This window comes from Niabella terrae (assembly GCF_054783135.1).
Genome location: NZ_BAAGRD010000004.1, coordinates 113,309 through 129,279, shown reverse-complemented (window position 1 = coordinate 129,279; position 15,971 = coordinate 113,309). Strand labels below are relative to the sequence as shown.

Here is a 15,971-nt window from a genome sequence, read left to right as displayed (position 1 = left end):
TCAGAACTGCGGCGAACGATTGCAGGACTTGATGTTTGCTCATTCATTGATATCCTTTTTTGAAAATGAATATCAAATCTAAAAGCATCAAATCAGAAAACAGTGGCCGTCCTCGTTAGAGGTTTACTAAAAGTGATCGGTCTGGATACTACTCCCGAAGACCTGCAACAGCCAGGGAAAAAGTATGCCTATCATATTGTAAAAGAGGATGCCCGTAACTATCTAAAAACTTTGCCATCCTATCTGAAACTGGAATACCAGTTAAATAATGACGCATTAAACCTGTTCCTGGCTCATGGAAGCCCGCGCAAAGTGGATGAATACACATTGATTGACACTGATCAGCAATATGTGCTGGATATGATGAATGAAGCCGGAGCGGATGTATTATTTGTCGGTCATTCCCACAAACCTTACCACCGGATCATCTCAACGTCAGAAGGCCGCTATAAACACGTAATAAATACCGGCTCTGTTGGCAAACCGAAAGATGGAGATCCCAGGGGTTGTTACGTACTACTTACAATAAATGAACAAAGTACAGTTCTGGACGCCAATAGCATCAATGTAGAATTTAGGCGATTCAGCTACGATATAGAAAAAGCTGCAAAAGCATTGGAAGAAAGTGTGCTTCCTGATGAATTTGCGGATATGCTTAGATTGGCATATTGATTCTTTATAAACGTTGCAGCAATGTAAGCGTTATTTAAATTTGTATTTAAATAGCGCCTTACAAAATAGATTATGGAAGAATTGAACAACGAACAAACAGCAATAAAAACAACATACTTCAGTATAGCGGGAAACACCGCCTTGGCTGCTATAAAAGCGCTTGCAGGTTTTTTTGGCAATTCATATGCCCTTATTGCGGACGCGATAGAAAGTACCGCAGACATTCTTTCCTCCATTTTGGTATTGTTTGGGTTGAAATATGCCAAACGGCCTGCAGATGAGAACCATCCTTACGGACATGGTAGAATTGAACCGCTGATAACATTTATTGTTGTGGGATTCCTGATCATTTCTGCAACTATTATTGCGTATGAAAGCATTCATAATATCAGAACACCCCATGAACTTCCTAAATACTGGACCCTTTTTATTCTTGCACCTATTATTATCTGGAAAGAAATTTCTTTTCGTATCGTAATCAGGAAAAGTAAGGAAACGAATAGTTCGTCTCTCAAAGCAGATGCCTGGCATCACAGGAGTGATGCGATCACGTCTGTTGCAGCTTTTATAGGCATTTCCATTGCATTGATATTGGGAAAGGGTTATGAAACGGCCGATGATTGGGCGGCTTTATTTGCTTCTGTTTTCATTCTATACAATAGCTACCTGATATTCAGACCAGCCCTTGGCGAAATTATGGACGAACATACCTATGATGACCTGGTGGTGGAAATAAGAAAGGTAGCCCAAACGGTAGCAGGCGTTGCTAATACCGAAAAGTGTTTCGTAAGAAAAGTGGGATTAAAATATAATATTGACTTACACGTAAGAGTAAATAGCAATCTCACCGTAAAGCAGGGGCACGATATTGCCCATAATCTGAAGGATACTTTTAGAAGTGAATTGCCACAGATAGGATATTGCTTAATTCATATAGAGCCCAATGATTAACATTTTCCGTATTCCCGGTGTCAGAGTTGATGCAGAAAATTAAAATTTCGCGCTGAGCCCTATATAAAAGCTCCTTCCAATTGATGGGATGATGCCGGGCCCGGGATATTCATCCGTCCTTCGTGTAAAATAAGCGGCATCTGCAATATTATTTACGCCGGCTTTTATCGCATAGTTATTTATCTTGTACGTTGCGCTAAAATCAAGAACCGTGTAGGCGGGAATATAACCCCCAACCGGGTTTTCACTTATTCTAAGATTGGAAGCATCACCATAAGCGTCTCCGGTATAGTTTACCTGGAAGGTAGACGAAAGTTTTGGCGTGCTGAAATTGATGCCTGCCCTGTTGATGACTTTATTAGCCGTTTCCACACGGTTCCCTTTAAATTCACCGCTGGTATACCGGGCATCGATGTATGCGAACGAATTAAAAAGGCTTAACCCATACTTTGACTTTTGGTCCAGGTACTTTAATAAGTTAAATTCAGCATAGGCCTGGCACCGGGAGATGTCCTTGCCCGTGACCAATGGTTATCCATTGCTGAAGAGATGGCAAAAGAATTAGGCGTTGACTGTAACCAGTATTTGGTTATCCAGCATCATGATACCAAAGAACAACACATTCACTTTGTGGCCAACCGGGTAGGCTTTGATGGAAAAGCCGCCAGTACCAGCAACAATTTTTATAAAATGGACAAGCTTTGCCGCAGGCTGGAAAAGCAATTTCATTTACAATCGGTATTAAGCCCAAAACACTTTTTACCCAAAGATCAGCAGCAAATACCCCGGCATGACACGCGGAAAGAAAAAATGCGGCAGGATTTGATACATTGTTTAAAACGGGCAACGAGCCTGACCGATCTTTTTCATAACATGGAACACCTCGGCTATACCGTCATAAAAGGTCGCGGTATCAGCTTTGTTGACGACAAAAAGGTAAAAGTAAAAGGCAGTGAACTCGGTTTTTCCTTAAGTACTATTGAAGAATTGTTGCAGGCAAAACAATCCCAAAATCTCAAAGACAGACAGGGAAAACAAAAAACCGATCCGGGGCAGCGAGGTATTCAGGCCCGGCAGCGGATCGTACCTTTTTCACCTTATAAGGTCGATCCTCTGGAAAATAGCATCAATAAAATAATCACACAGGCAGCTACACAAATGACAAGTGCTGCTGCAGATCTTGTTGCAGATCTGTTCAAGGTGCAATATCCATCCCCCGACGATTATACCGCATCAGAAATAGAGCGGGAATACTATCGAAATATTAAAAAGAAGAAGAAAAGAGGCTACCGGCCATAAAATAATTTTATATGAATACAGAAAAGAACCTTACCTCTAATGAAAAGGAAACAGTGCTATTTGTATTGAATGAATATTCCGAACAGTACCAGGAAAATACGAAGAACATGGCAGTGCTGACGAGTGAAATTAAAGAGCTAACGGGTAATGTACAGTAGGTGATCAGCGACCAAGAGCAGCAGCAACTCCCGGAAAACAGCATCGTGGTACTAGTTAAAAAAGAAAGTTGAAAAGCTGGAAGGCGCTATAGGTCAGTTAAGTTTCCCCGGCAAAATCATCCAGGAGCTTTACCGGAAGTTGTCTGCCATAACCCAACAATTATTCGAATCATAACAGCAAAAGGTGCAGCGTCACCATCATGCACATAAGATCATTGTGGCTACAGGGGTTCTTTTTATTACTGTTTGCCTGCTTTGCTGTGGATGGCACAGTCCCTATCAAAAGCTGAGGAAATTTCAGGAAAATGATACCAAGTACCGGCTCATCCGGCTATATACATCCTTCACCTTTATGCGGCGTTATCTTAATAAAGTGGACCCGGTTTATACCCAGAATCCTAAATTGAGGGATTCGGACCGTATGAATCAGGAAGCGGAGGAGCTACGATCCCATGCACGACAACTACAAAAATCTGTGAATCACAAATAACTGTTCGGGAAAAGATTGTCAGGGTGCAATAGTCAAAAAGATGTAAACTACGAATATCATCAAAAGTACTATGCCCTGCAATATATTGGTACGCCCCGTTGCAAGCGAAAGCATAATTGTAAATTGTGCCAGCACTAACAGTACCATTGCCTTCATATCAATGCCTAATGTGATTTTCATGCCGGTTGTTATTGATACCACAGCTACGGCAGGAATTGTAAGCCCTATACTGGCAAGAGCAGATCCGAGGGCCAGATTAAGACTGGTTTGCAGGCGGTTCTTTCGGGCGGCACGAAAGGCTGCAAGTCCTTCGGGAAGCAGTACCACTGCTGCTATAATGATACCTACTAAGGATTTGGGTGCGCCCGCTTTGGCAACGCTACGTTCTATATCTGGCGCTAAAACTTTAGCAAGTAGAACCACTATTCCAAGACAAAGGAGCAACAAGAATACACTGCTCCATGTTTCTTTGTTTGTCGGTGGTTCAGCATAGGCTTCCTCGTTTCCTTCCGCATGGGGAGGCAGGAAATAAGCCCGGTGTCTGATCGCCTGAACTAATGTAAAAGCAATGTAAAGGATGAGGCATCCTGAAGCAACGAACCCCAACTGGAGAGGTGTGTATTCGGACCCCGGCCTGCTTGTAGTAAAATTGGGCAATATGAGCGTAAAAACCAATATGGCAGTTAAAGTAACCAATGCCGCGCTAACTCCCTGAAGGCTGAAAACCTGCTCTCTGTACCGAACACCCCCTACCAGAAGACAAATGCCCACAATTCCCGTAAGTATGATCATGACTGCTGCCAACACGGTGTCCCGTGCAAGGGCCGCCGTCCCATGCCCGTTATCTGTAAGCATCAGGGAAACTATTAACGCTACCTCGATCACAGTGATGGCCAACGCAAGAACCAGGGTTCCAAAAGGTTCTCCCACACGGTGAGCTACTACTTCTGCATGGTGTACGGCAGCGAGAACGGTCCCGGTTAACAAGAGTGCGATCAATAAGTGAAAAAATCCACCGTCTGCTCCCATCAAAACACCCCAATATGCAAGCCAGGCTAAAATCGGTACTACAATGGTCCACAAGGCCAGATATATACGTTGTTTCATAAACTTAAAGAGAATAAGGATGCTGACAAATAGCGGCAATTAAAAAATAAGAGCAGATTTTTGAAAGCTTAATGCGTTCTGCCTGGTTGGCCACCTGTCATGAGCTTTCGAATATTTTTTTACTAACTCATTTAAAGAATTGTAATATTCTACAAGGTCTTTACGATCTATTCCCCGGTATTCCTTCCTGAAACTTTTACAGACATCTCTTTTATATGTTTAGATAATTCAGGAAATTCGTTATGATCATCGTTTTGATTTGTGCTTTTAAATCTTCTTAATTGATTTTATTTTCGAATATTGCTGTTGTTGTTTATAAGGCAATAGTTTCCGCAATGGCAAGCTACTCATCATAACCACTCTTAATGATGGTTGAGATCATTTTAAACCGCTCATTTGCTTTTATTGTATTCTTGGAATGCGCAGGAATGATTATAGATTGACCGGTTTGCAAAAAATTTGAACTTTCGTCAATAAGCACTTCTGCCTTGCCATCTATTATTTGTATGAAAGTATCATAAGGAGATGTTTTTTCCGACAATGCCTCCCCTGAATCAAATGAAACTGCGCTTACATTCCCCGTCGCTTTTCGGATAATTGTTTTGATAACAACTGAATTAGGAATATACTCAAGTATTTCAACAATGATGAATACTTTAGATTTTTCTATTTCTAGACTTTCCAATATTGTTAGGATTAATTAAAACTGAATAATAGAAAAGGCAGGCTTTCATCTCTGCCTTTTCTTTGGCACGTGTCTCAACACGCTACAATAATTGTCGATTTATTGTTCATGGTATTCCATAGGAGGGTCTACTTATTTAGTCAGGTTTCCCTTTGCAATAATACCCATTACTTCCTCGGGTTTTTTATCTAGTCTTGCTGAAACCCTTTTAACCAGCTCTGTTTCCTGCCCTGTTGTATACTTAAGATCTTCTGTTGTCAGCTGAGGAAATTTATTTTTGAGATTTTTAGATTGTACAGACCAATCGCCGGTGATTTTAAAGCTTTTTCCCGCTTTGTCGTTTGTTGTATTCATTTTAAAAATTTTCTTTGTGAAAGAATTTTCACAAACCAAAGGTGCAGCTATTTACATGGTTAGTTATTACACGCTTGTTCTAAATAGTTACATCATTCACACATATATCCCGTATCCGGGCGTATATATTAAAATCATAATCAATCAAGGATTGCGGGAAAAGCGTAAAAAGGATTTTTAAATAACAATACAAACCGGGTTCCTTTTTGAGGTTCTGACTCTACGGTTACATTTACGTGATTGGAAATAAGGATGTCGTGCGTTACTGCCAACCCTAATCCAAGGCCTCCCGCCCTTTTTGTAAAAAGCGGCCTGAAAATATTTTTCAGGTCATCTTTCGAAATACCGCACCCATTATCTTCGATTTGTAACACATAGCCCTGATCGATCGCTTTTGTGATAAGTGTTAATTCTCCCTTTCCGGCGGCCATCGCATTAATTGCGTTGATGACAATATTGGTAATAGCAATACGCATTTGAGATATGTTAAATGCAATGGTACAATTCTGCTTAGCATAGTTCTTATTTACCTTAACCTGCCTGAGTAAAAGGCTGTCGGCTGTAATTGCCAGCACCTCATCTAATAATTGATGCACCGTATTATCCTGTTCTGTTGCTTCATTCGCCGTTCCTGAATTCAGTATTTTTTTTAACAGGTCGTCAATTCTTTCTGAGCCCCTGGTTATGATATCCAGGAAAGTAGTCAGCCGATTATCAGAAATGCCGGTCTTTAAAATATGGGTCGACAGAGTGATATCAGTCAATGGATTACGAATTTCATGTACCAGTGCAGACACAACCTTTACGGGAATGCTTTGTTCACTCATTACCACAGGTACAGCATCCTTTAATGAGATAAAAGCTGTTGCCATTTTTGAATAGTTTTATTTTTCGGTGATTACATTAAAAGCAGTCTCATCGTGTAAAGCATATATTCTTGTTATAATTCAGCACTGTATGTAACAGTTTGATCTTATTGCCAATTTCACTTTTCAGTTTATGGTGAAACTTCGTTGTTTTTAATTCAATAAGCGCCTTTTCGTAGTCTTGTATTGCTTCGTGAAACAACCCTGCGTTTTCATTTTTTCTTGCTTTTTGCAGGATTGGAATATTATTCTTTCTAAACAGAAAAGATCGAACTATAATAAAGCTAAAAAATGCTATCATAATAATGGAGATCCAATAATAATGGAGTTATTTAAATCACACGTAAATATCGCGCTATTAAATGTATTAACTATTACACCTTTTTATAAAAAGGTTATAAGATTCACGTATAGCTGATCTAAAACAGGTTGCTGCTATAAATCGTCCAGCATTGATCGCCGTTTGTTTTTAAGCTGCTTAAAATGGGAAGGAGTAAGGCCTGTTACTTTTTTAAACTGGTTAGATAAATGCGCCACGCTGCTATAATGCATCAGATAAGCTATTTCGGTAAGGTTCAATTCATTATATACCAGCAACTCTTTTACACGTTCGATTTTGTGTGCAATAAAAAACTTTTCGATTGTTGTTCCCTGCACTTCAGAGAAAAGATTGGCCAGGTAGGTGTAATTATAATGTAGCTTTTCACTTAAATAATCGGAAAGATTAACCACAAGAGGTTCTTCAGAGTAATGAACGAGTTCGATAATAGTATTCTTAATTTTTTGAATCAGCACACTTTTTTTATCATCCATGAGTTCAAGCCCTGATTTTAATAATGCTGTTTTCAAAAAATCGCGTTGCTCGCGGGTAATATTTTCAGTAATTTCTGCCTCTCCCAATTCCACGAGGGAATGATTCAACCCCAACTTAACAAGCTCATCTTTTACCACCATCTTGCAACGAATACAAACCATATTTTTAATATACAATTTCAAAAGAGCTGTGTTCGCCTTAATGCCTTCTGCTGCAAATGTAGCTTTTATTATCTGCCTGATCATTTAAAATCTAATCCGGTGTTGACACCCAAGATGAAAATTTTACAGGGGAGGTATCTTATTGAACCATACCGACCTAATACTGTTTATATCTGTATTTAAGCCATAATCATCTTTACAAGTGAAAAGTCTTTTTCAAATTCCTTCCCCATTTTAACTTGTAGTGAAAGAAAATTAATATGATAAAAATGAGAAATGCACAAGAAATAGTGATGAGGCTCCAGCTCAAGTACACTGTTTTAAATCTGTAAAAAGAGATAACGGCTTCTATGCCCAGGCAAAAAGAGCCACTTCCCAGGAAAACAAAAGCAATAATATCGATGCCCCTATTTTTTAAGTGAATGATGATCGCATACAAAATCGCTGCAATAAGATTACCTATAAATAAGACAGGGAGAGCTACTTCTACCGGCCAACTTATTCCTTTTATAGAACTGTCCACTAATACCAAAAGTATTGCAGATACCATAAAACTACCAGTGAGTTTTATTATAAATGTCCGTTTCCAGAAAGCAAAAAACGTTATGTAACTAAAGGCGCAGAGGCAGATGCTCATCGGGTACTGGGACCAGCTAAAGTTATGGCTGATAATCAGGTTGATGACCAGTGGTACAAGAATTACAGCAAGGAAAATGATGGAAATAATATCCCAAACAAGAATTTTTTGTTTTGGGGACATCTTTCTAATTAAAAAACCAGGTTCATTATCACCTTTTCTATTCACAGTTTCCCTCCCCGAACCCGCTATTGAAACCTCCTGTCCGCAAAGCGGGCATTTATTCATGTATGATTCCAGTTCTACGTCGCAGTTATTACAAAATTTCATGTCTGCTTATTTTTACGGGTATATCCTGATGAGTTAAAAACGTGAGGAAGTGCTTTTCAAGTACTCTGGACGTACTAATGTTGCCAAAGCTCAGTATTAGCTTGTCACCAAAACCTGCCACGGCACAATTTACCTTCAATATTTTATTGGGCGGAGGCGCTATAAAAATCATTTGATCGATCAGTTCATTCTCCTGATACCCTAAGTTGATCTTGCCCATATTGGTAACAACTCCACTATACTGCTTTGTACCTACGGTATATAACCGAGATAAAAAAAACGACTTGATAAAAAGCGGCAGACTTCTTACAAATGTGTTCCTTTCCCCGCTGACATTACGGGAAATCATTTTATTGATCAGCTTTTTATCCGTTTCGAGTTGCATCTGGTGATAAACGATCTTTACGATCTCATCAAATGAATAAGTTCCCAATCGCATATCTATCCCCGGAAGTACATAGAGAGAGAAGTTTCTCATTGTTTTTGAAGGATATAGCTTACGCAAATTAATGGGTACTTCAACGCGTATGATTTTGCGGGCTATCTTCTTCATCAATACAGACTGTTCCAGGTACACCTTTTGCAAAGCGTACAGATATACTGATGTAAGGTATCCGGTAAGGCTCACATGATGCTCCTTTGCTTTGTTCAGGATGGATGCGGAGGGTAATGTTGCAATCAGCACATCAAACCGGGGTACTTTTTTTAGCGAAAAGGGTATATGAAAAGCATTGCTTATACTTACATACGGGGCTTTTATCTTTTTAAAATACCTGTTATAACTATCCTCATATTCTTCTTTAGCCATTTGTTCCGGCAAACTACTGCAGATATCTGGGGTAAACAGGATGCTGCATTTTTTAAAATAAGTGGCAAGCAATATTTTTAAAAATTCAAGCGCGCCTGTACCATCTGTCAGTATATGAGAGAATTCTACACTGATCCGGTTTTTTTTAACAAGCACCCTAAACATTAGTTCTTTAGAGCTAAAAGATCTGCAGGGTGTACCGGTGTCATGCTCTACTGATATGGGTTGATCGCTGTGTTCCAGGTAGTACCAAAAAAAGCCGGCTTTTAATCTCACTTTGTAATAGGGGAAACGGTTTTCAATTGCCTGGATCGCTTCCATAAAGGGTAGGATTCTGACCGGGTGTTTTAATACGGCTGCTACTCTGAACACAGAGGTGAGTTCATGATCTTTAATAGCGGGATATATCTTAGCAGCATTATCCAGGCGTAACCAGAAATCATCATTAAGCTTTCTATGCTGAGTTGTATGAGTCATGTGCCGGCATCGTTTTGTAAACCTGCGCGTATATATTACAACAATCATTTCAAACTTTTGTTAATGGGATGGATGGTTTCGGAAAAATTATTCCTGACCTAAAAAACAGATTGTGGCAAGTGTACAAAGCAGGGTATTTACCGCATTATTGCGTGTAGTAAATAAAAAAGGTTTTCTAGAAAAACAATTACTGGCTGGAAAAACCAGCTTCTTCGATTGTTCGGAACCATCAGCTTTTGCTAAAAGACGCGTACATATTGAAAAATTGGAGGCTGCCGGGCATAATGTATTTACACTAAGCCATCCTACGGAAAAAAACGGCATGCTTGTTCTTTATCTGCACGGGGGGGCGTATGTTCAGGGATTTACCAAACTGCACTGGTCCTTTATAACGCAAATGATTGAATCAAGACATTGTACCGTCATTGCACCCGATTATCCATTGGCGCCAAAATACACCTATAAGGCTACATCTGAGTTCGTTATATCTGTATATAAACAGGTTGTTGCAAACACTGACCCTGAGAATGTCATTTTAATGGGGGATTCTTCTGGCGGAGGTCTCGCATTAGCCGTAGCACAACAACTAAAGAAGGATAATATCAGTCAGCCGGCGCAAATTATATTACTTTCTCCGTGGCTTGATATTACACTTTCAAATAAAGAAATAGGAGCGTTAGACAGCAGGGACCCCTTTCTTGGTATAAAAGGGTTGCTTATGGCAGGGCGCGCATACGCGGGGGATACAGATCCGTATCATTTCCTGCTTAGCCCGATATACGGGTCTTTAGAAGGATTGGGCGTTATCTCCGTATTTGCGGGAACAAATGAAATGCTGGTAGCAGATACCAGGAAATTGAAGCTGATTGCAGATGCCAAAGGTATTCCGTTCCGTTATTTTGAGTATCCGGGGATGATACATGCCTGGATGTTATTTGACTTTCCCGAATCCCGCACCGCCAGGAAGCAGATTTTTGAATTAATCGGCGATCCCATTTTCGGAAGTGGGTTATGAGATGAGGCTTCGGCACTACAAAATGAGAATATATATAAAATACATGGTAAGCCTAAGATGCAAAATGGTAGTACAGGAAGAACTGGAAAAGCTGAGCATACGGTACCTCTCTGTAGATCTTGGGGTAGTTGACCTTCCGGAAGCAATTGCTGAAAGCCAGCGTCATCAGCTTGGAACAAATCTGCTTAAATATGGCTTTGAATTACTGGACGATAAAAAAAGTATCCTAATTGAAAAGATAAAAAATGTAGTTACGTAGATGATCCATCATGCTGATGAATTACCTAAATCAAACTATTCTGACTATATCACCAAACAACTGGGATACAGCTATACCTATCTTTCCAATACTTTTTCAGAAGTAAAGGGCATCAACCTGCAGCAATTTATCATTATGCATAAAATTGAAAAAGTAAAGGAGCTGTTATTGTATGATGAGCTGAATCTAACGGAAATCTCTTACAAACTTAACTATAGCAGTGTAGCGCATTTATCCAACCAGTTTAAGAAAGTAACAGGACTCTCTCCTTCTTTTTACAAGCAGTTGAAGCTAAAGCGCAAGCAAAATCTGGAAAACCTGTGATATTTGCAAGTTTATTGAACTTATGTGTAATATTAATACCTCCAAAAGGACTGACATTTGTCCTGTAATCCGTTTCAGTTTAAACAAAATATTATGTATAAAGACAAAATAAGAAACAATGAAGATTTCAAAATAGTAGGAGATTGGACCAGGCAATCAAAAATGCTTAAAGAAAAATATCCGGCTTTGGTTGATGCAGATCTGAAATTTGAGAAAGGAAAAGAAAATGAATTACTCGAAAGCGTAGGAATCCGACTCAATAAAAAAAGGGAAGAAGTGATCAGTATCCTTAAAAAGGTGCAACCCATAACCGCAGCCTGGTCCATTCGATTACTTAGTATACTATAAAGAATCCTATTGTGTGATAACCGGAAGGGCAAGAAATGAAAAGCTTGTCCTTTTTTATATGCAAGGTCAAGCTGAAAATTTAGAACCGCCGCCGTTTACTGTTCTTATCAGGTGGGTTCATTGGATACTATTTGATAATGCCGATAATAAAGCGTATCTTTAAATAGTTACAGATACAGTTAAACATTTCGGGGCTGTCACTCCCTTTTTCTTCTTGCTCAAAAGTGGCTTCTTTTTCATCACGTTTTCTGCATTCCTGTTTTCTGCATCCTGCTATATGGTTATTTTGCTTTTTTTTATAGTATTGTGGTATCTTTCCTTGTTCAGCCAGACCTTTTTCCAGCACCGGTATGCCACACACAGCTCCTTTACTATGAGCAGGTTCTGGGAGCGTTTCTTCTTCTTGTTTTCTTATATTACGCAAGGGTCTTCCTATATGAGCGCCCGGGCTTATGCAATTATGCACCGCATGCACCATGCCTATACAGATACTGAAAAAGATCCACACTCGCCCAGTTTTTCTTCCAGTATCTTCACTATGATGTGGCGTACCAGAAATATTTATTCAGGGATCGTGCACGACCAATATCCTGTGGAACCGCGATTTGTAAAGAATCTGCCAGAATGGAAGTGCTTTGATCGCTGGGCAAATTCCCCGCTGTCACGCATACTTTGGGTATTGCTGTACATCGCATTTTTCATTGTATTTGCTTCCAGCTTTTGGTGGTACCTGCTACTGCCGGTTGTTATAACTATGGGGGCCTTTCATGGCGCATTGATTAACTGGTATGCTCATAAGTACGGGTATATAAATTTCAGGCTCAAAAATACGTCACGCAATTTGATAGTAGTAGATGTGCTGATGCTGGGAGAATCGTATCATAACAATCATCATAAGCACCCCTCCTCTGTAAATTTTGGCCATCGTTGGCATGAAGTAGATCCGGTATACCCCGTTATACTTTTATTAAAATGGCTGCGTATCATACGTTATACGAGAAAGTCGGAAGGGCTTAAGGTGTAACGTATTTTTTAGGCTGGTTTTGTATACAATTTAAATAATTTTTATGTCAGAAAATCAATTTCACGCAGCTACTACGCTGAAGATCCTGGAAGAAGATAAGAGCGATATTTCAACCAATATCTGCTTTACAGGGGATGCCATTGCATTGTTAAATAATTATGCCATAACCGGGATGACTATACATTTAAATGATTGGGACTGGTATAAAGAATTAAGAAGTGGAGCTGTCTGTTATATTATCACCGACATTAAAAAAGCTGGTATTTCAATGTAAAGCAGTTGTTGCATGAGGCTACGGACCATTTCCGGACAGTAGACTCTTTCTGACCTGCACGTCCCTTTCTCTTCAGTTTCCACTTCAATATAGATATAATCCATTTACATTAGAAAAATTGTTTTGTATGACCAGCAAAAAGATAACAGCAGCCCAGGTGCATTTACTACAGAAAGGAGATATTATAAGACGGTTTCCTTCTAGCGGGGCTTCCGAAGAACAGCTTGATGAAGAACGTAGAGAAGAGGTTGACACCTTTGAAATATTTTTCATCAATCCCAAAAATGATATGATAGAGCTTGTAACGCCCAAAAATGCGCGGGCTATGTTTTCTTCTCCGGGAGATGTCAGCCATTTGTATATAAAATCGTACAATCTTGTTGCGCAGGGCATCTGGTGGATATAGACCGGAACATTCTATGCTTTCGATTTTCCCTAAAAAAGAAACAGCCCTGTTTGTTTAAAAAGTCTTATCTTTACTGTAATAGGCATAAATACTCCATCATTCAAGGCAGGATCAGTCCAATATCTACTACATAAGAATAGCATTTATTTTCTCCTTCTTCTTTTTTTTTGCTGCCGCGTTTAGCCTCTGCTTTTAACAAAAAAATTTATTACGATGAACATGTATGTTTCTAATCTGGGGGTTCATGCCTCTGATGATGATTTGCGAGAACTTTTCAGACCATTCGGGCAGGTGTCTTTTGCTAAAGTAATTATGGATAGAATCACTGGTAGAAGCCGGGGGTTCGGGTTCGTAGAAATGGGTTCGGTTTCAGATGCTACTCTTGCAATGGAGACGCTGGACGGAAAGGATGTTGACGGCAGGAGAATTGCCGTTGCCGCCGCAAAAGAAAGGGAAGACCGTTCTTCCAGCAGAAGAAAATGGTAAAACAACAGAAAGGGGCCATCCGGCCCCTTTCTTGTTTAATTATAATAACGATTATTAAAGTTACGTTTCTCCATTTTAATTCTCATTTAAAAATAAATACTATGCATTTTCAAAAACAACACCTGGCAGGAACCCATTACACCTGGAGTAAAGAGCAACCTGCTTTTAGTGGTCAGCCCAGCCGCAGAAGTTTTGATAAAAATAACGGCGACCAGGTGCTTTTCCTGATCAACTACTACGCATCGCTGGCCGGCCGTTCCAGCCTCTGCGAAGGCAGAATTATTGAACAAACAATCACTCGTGATCTGCCTGAGGGTGCCAAAAGTGAGGTCTCTGCTTTTCACTGGATCAGGCGGAGCGCTTTTGCTACAATATAGCTCATATGCTTAACACTTTAAAAATATTCCGCGCTCCATAGTATTTAAAGGGGTAAAACAAAAAGCCTAATCTCTTTCGTGAAATTTCCTAATGGAATGCATTATCACTGTCACCAGAGGCTGCATTAATATAAATATGCCTGGGGCACTCACAATGCACCAATTCTTTCAAAAAAGAAAGCCATCGTTATTAGATGGCGTTCATTATCTGCAAATATTCATTTACCTGGTCAGGAGAGCACTATAACAAACTTGCAAGTAATCCTGCAAATATTATAGCTGAGCTGCTTAACAGGTATTTTTATCCTGCCCGCTTTACTTCAATTGCTTCAAGTCCCCTGGATGTGTCGCGCGTAGCATAGGTCACCTGGTCGCTTGCATCAATTTGATGTATAAGCCCGCTTTTGTGCACAAAAATATCCTTGCCGCCTTCAAGAGGTGTGATAAAGCCAAATCCTTTCTCGTCATTGAAAAATTTTACTGTTCCTTGTTTCATAATTGTCTATTTTAAAGTATTAATTGATAAATGTATAAGCTATACCTTTTTTTAAGTGATCGCCTCACAAGGCATAGTACCTAACTTGCGTAACATCATGCCATGACTTTTTACGGCAGAAAAAAATGTGGAATAGCTGTAATAAGGTATGCCAAACTCCTCAGAAGTTTTCTTAACGATCGGCGCCAGGTGCTGATAGTGCACGTGAGAAATATGCGGAAATAAATGATGCTCAATCTGGAAATTCAACCCGCCGATCAGCCAGGAGAATAACCTGCTTTGAGGAGCAAAATTGCAGGTCGTGGCCAGTTGATGCACCAGTCGCTCATGTTCCAGTTTGCCCATACTGTCTGGCAAAGGATAAGAAGTGTCGGGCATTACATGGGCCGTTTGAAATACGATAGAAATACAAAAGCCTGTTACAAAATGCATACTTAAAAAAGCCAGGATCACGATCCAGGGAGCAAAGGAAGTAAGCAACAGCGGTAATACAAGAATGTAGGAAAAATAAACAAGCTTCCAGAAAATGATCCTTAGCAAAAGCTTGCGATATTCGGTCTTGTTTTTAATCAGCCCCAGTTTCCTGTAACGGTTAAGCCTGATAAAATCCTTGGAAGTTATCCAGGACATCGTAGACAGGCCATAGAACAGCCATACATAATAATGCTGAAATGGATGCAGGCCGTTCTTTTTGGCATGAGGTGAGAAACGCAGAAAAAAAGGCGCATTAATATCGTCATCATGCTCTTCAATATTCGTGAAGCTGTGATGCAACATGTTGTGCTGTAATTTCCATACTTCATCGCTGGCTCCAATAAGGTTCATGGTATAACCCATCCATTTATTAAGCGTTTTACTTTTGGAGTATGAGCCATGCAAAGCATCGTGCATGATGCCCATACCTACTCCCGCCATTCCAAACCCGCTAAGGATAAATAAGGCGAACAATTGCCACACCTGGGTAATACCACCAAAGCAAATGATGCCCAGAGGAACAAAGTAAAGCGACAACATGAAAGTTGTCTTTAATATCATGGCGCGGTTGCCGAACCGGTCCTTACCGTTACTCTTCAGATAAGTCGCAACACGATCTTTTAGCGTGGTAGAAAAATCAGCAGCTGCTGATTTTTTAAATGATAGCTTTTTTATAATATATGATTTGATAAATGATAATAAGTCCTGACAGGGCATACCCCTATCTGTATTTTCTAAT

General features: G+C 39.8%; 24 protein-coding genes. 13 read left to right on the top strand and 11 right to left on the bottom strand.

Going from position 1 to position 15,971, the window contains the following annotated elements:
• The first annotated feature begins 102 nt into the window (after positions 1-102).
• Positions 103-672 carry a metallophosphoesterase family protein gene (locus ACYVI9_RS05960; protein WP_460761955.1) on the top strand — a complete coding sequence of 190 codons (570 nt, stop codon included), beginning with the start codon at positions 103-105 and terminating at the stop codon, positions 670-672.
• 72 nt (positions 673-744) lie between these two features.
• On the top strand, positions 745-1,623 hold the full coding sequence (locus ACYVI9_RS05955) for a cation diffusion facilitator family transporter (protein ID WP_460761952.1): 879 nt from the start codon (positions 745-747) through the stop codon (positions 1,621-1,623).
• Positions 1,624-1,662: 39 nt separating this feature from the next.
• Here the strand turns inward: ACYVI9_RS05955 and ACYVI9_RS05950 are convergent, their stop codons facing one another.
• A complete protein-coding gene (locus ACYVI9_RS05950) occupies positions 1,663-2,151 on the bottom strand; it encodes a TonB-dependent receptor domain-containing protein (RefSeq protein WP_460761949.1) in 489 nt (162 codons plus the stop codon).
• On the opposite strand from ACYVI9_RS05950, the gene ACYVI9_RS05945 reads away from it, so the two are divergent.
• Both ACYVI9_RS05945 and ACYVI9_RS05940 read left to right on the top strand, forming a co-directional pair.
• The gene (locus ACYVI9_RS05945; RefSeq protein WP_460761964.1) at positions 2,113-2,922 is read left to right on the top strand and encodes a relaxase/mobilization nuclease domain-containing protein; all 810 of its coding nucleotides are present in this window, start codon (positions 2,113-2,115) and stop codon (positions 2,920-2,922) included. The genes ACYVI9_RS05950 and ACYVI9_RS05945 overlap by 39 nt on opposite strands.
• A gap of 11 nt (positions 2,923-2,933) precedes the next feature.
• The gene (locus tag ACYVI9_RS05940) at positions 2,934-3,080 is read left to right on the top strand and encodes a hypothetical protein (RefSeq protein ID WP_460761947.1); all 147 of its coding nucleotides are present in this window, start codon (positions 2,934-2,936) and stop codon (positions 3,078-3,080) included.
• Positions 3,081-3,588: 508 nt separating this feature from the next.
• On the opposite strand, the gene ACYVI9_RS05935 is transcribed toward ACYVI9_RS05940, so the two are convergent.
• From ACYVI9_RS05935 to ACYVI9_RS05905, 7 genes are all read right to left on the bottom strand, one after another.
• Positions 3,589-4,677, bottom strand: a complete 1,089-nt coding sequence (locus ACYVI9_RS05935; protein WP_460761944.1) for a calcium:cation antiporter — start codon at positions 4,675-4,677, stop codon at positions 3,589-3,591.
• A 343-nt stretch (positions 4,678-5,020) separates the two neighbouring features.
• Positions 5,021-5,362 (bottom strand): cupin domain-containing protein, encoded by a 342-nt coding sequence (locus ACYVI9_RS05930; protein WP_460761941.1) that lies wholly within the window; start codon positions 5,360-5,362, stop codon positions 5,021-5,023.
• 132 nt (positions 5,363-5,494) lie between these two features.
• Positions 5,495-5,716, bottom strand: coding sequence for a hypothetical protein (locus ACYVI9_RS05925; RefSeq protein ID WP_460684454.1), 222 nt, complete (start codon positions 5,714-5,716; stop codon positions 5,495-5,497).
• A gap of 140 nt (positions 5,717-5,856) precedes the next feature.
• Positions 5,857-6,588: an ATP-binding protein gene (locus tag ACYVI9_RS05920; RefSeq protein WP_460761938.1), complete on the bottom strand. Its 732-nt coding sequence runs from the start codon at positions 6,586-6,588 to the stop codon at positions 5,857-5,859.
• 429 nt (positions 6,589-7,017) lie between these two features.
• The gene (locus ACYVI9_RS05915; RefSeq protein WP_460761962.1) at positions 7,018-7,578 is read right to left on the bottom strand and encodes a helix-turn-helix domain-containing protein; all 561 of its coding nucleotides are present in this window, start codon (positions 7,576-7,578) and stop codon (positions 7,018-7,020) included.
• Between the two features lie 175 nt (positions 7,579-7,753).
• Positions 7,754-8,464 (bottom strand): DUF6320 domain-containing protein, encoded by a 711-nt coding sequence (locus ACYVI9_RS05910; protein WP_460761935.1) that lies wholly within the window; start codon positions 8,462-8,464, stop codon positions 7,754-7,756.
• Entirely contained in the window at positions 8,451-9,749 is a 1,299-nt protein-coding gene (locus ACYVI9_RS05905; protein WP_460761932.1) for a hypothetical protein, read from the bottom strand. Before ACYVI9_RS05905 ends, ACYVI9_RS05910 begins: the two co-directional genes overlap by 14 nt.
• A gap of 112 nt (positions 9,750-9,861) precedes the next feature.
• On the opposite strand from ACYVI9_RS05905, the gene ACYVI9_RS05900 reads away from it, so the two are divergent.
• From ACYVI9_RS05900 to ACYVI9_RS05885, 4 genes are all read left to right on the top strand, one after another.
• Positions 9,862-10,764 carry an alpha/beta hydrolase gene (locus ACYVI9_RS05900; protein WP_460761929.1) on the top strand — a complete coding sequence of 301 codons (903 nt, stop codon included), beginning with the start codon at positions 9,862-9,864 and terminating at the stop codon, positions 10,762-10,764.
• A gap of 64 nt (positions 10,765-10,828) precedes the next feature.
• Complete coding sequence (locus tag ACYVI9_RS05895; RefSeq protein WP_460761926.1) at positions 10,829-11,023, top strand: hypothetical protein; 195 nt, start codon at positions 10,829-10,831, stop codon at positions 11,021-11,023.
• Complete coding sequence (locus tag ACYVI9_RS05890) at positions 11,024-11,347, top strand: helix-turn-helix domain-containing protein (protein ID WP_460761924.1); 324 nt, start codon at positions 11,024-11,026, stop codon at positions 11,345-11,347.
• 93 nt (positions 11,348-11,440) lie between these two features.
• Positions 11,441-11,695, top strand: a complete 255-nt coding sequence (locus ACYVI9_RS05885; protein WP_460761921.1) for a hypothetical protein — start codon at positions 11,441-11,443, stop codon at positions 11,693-11,695.
• Between the two features lie 127 nt (positions 11,696-11,822).
• Here the strand turns inward: ACYVI9_RS05885 and ACYVI9_RS05880 are convergent, their stop codons facing one another.
• On the bottom strand, positions 11,823-12,119 hold the full coding sequence (locus tag ACYVI9_RS05880; protein ID WP_460761966.1) for a hypothetical protein: 297 nt from the start codon (positions 12,117-12,119) through the stop codon (positions 11,823-11,825).
• Between ACYVI9_RS05880 and ACYVI9_RS05875 the strand changes: the two genes are divergently transcribed.
• The 5 genes from ACYVI9_RS05875 (at position 12,000) to ACYVI9_RS05855 (ending at position 14,262) form a co-directional block, all read left to right on the top strand.
• On the top strand, positions 12,000-12,719 hold the full coding sequence (locus tag ACYVI9_RS05875; RefSeq protein ID WP_460761959.1) for an acyl-CoA desaturase: 720 nt from the start codon (positions 12,000-12,002) through the stop codon (positions 12,717-12,719). The genes ACYVI9_RS05880 and ACYVI9_RS05875 overlap by 120 nt on opposite strands.
• A gap of 43 nt (positions 12,720-12,762) precedes the next feature.
• Complete coding sequence (locus tag ACYVI9_RS05870; RefSeq protein ID WP_460761919.1) at positions 12,763-12,993, top strand: hypothetical protein; 231 nt, start codon at positions 12,763-12,765, stop codon at positions 12,991-12,993.
• Between the two features lie 127 nt (positions 12,994-13,120).
• Positions 13,121-13,399, top strand: a complete 279-nt coding sequence (locus tag ACYVI9_RS05865; RefSeq protein ID WP_460761916.1) for a hypothetical protein — start codon at positions 13,121-13,123, stop codon at positions 13,397-13,399.
• 213 nt (positions 13,400-13,612) lie between these two features.
• Positions 13,613-13,885, top strand: a complete 273-nt coding sequence (locus ACYVI9_RS05860; protein WP_460761914.1) for an RNA recognition motif domain-containing protein — start codon at positions 13,613-13,615, stop codon at positions 13,883-13,885.
• A gap of 101 nt (positions 13,886-13,986) precedes the next feature.
• On the top strand, positions 13,987-14,262 hold the full coding sequence (locus ACYVI9_RS05855) for a hypothetical protein (RefSeq protein ID WP_460761911.1): 276 nt from the start codon (positions 13,987-13,989) through the stop codon (positions 14,260-14,262).
• Between the two features lie 301 nt (positions 14,263-14,563).
• On the opposite strand, the gene ACYVI9_RS05850 is transcribed toward ACYVI9_RS05855, so the two are convergent.
• Both ACYVI9_RS05850 and ACYVI9_RS05845 read right to left on the bottom strand, forming a co-directional pair.
• Positions 14,564-14,758, bottom strand: coding sequence for a cold-shock protein (locus tag ACYVI9_RS05850; protein WP_460761908.1), 195 nt, complete (start codon positions 14,756-14,758; stop codon positions 14,564-14,566).
• A 51-nt stretch (positions 14,759-14,809) separates the two neighbouring features.
• Entirely contained in the window at positions 14,810-15,772 is a 963-nt protein-coding gene (locus ACYVI9_RS05845) for a fatty acid desaturase family protein (RefSeq protein WP_460761906.1), read from the bottom strand.
• Between the last annotated feature and the right edge of the window lie 199 nt (positions 15,773-15,971).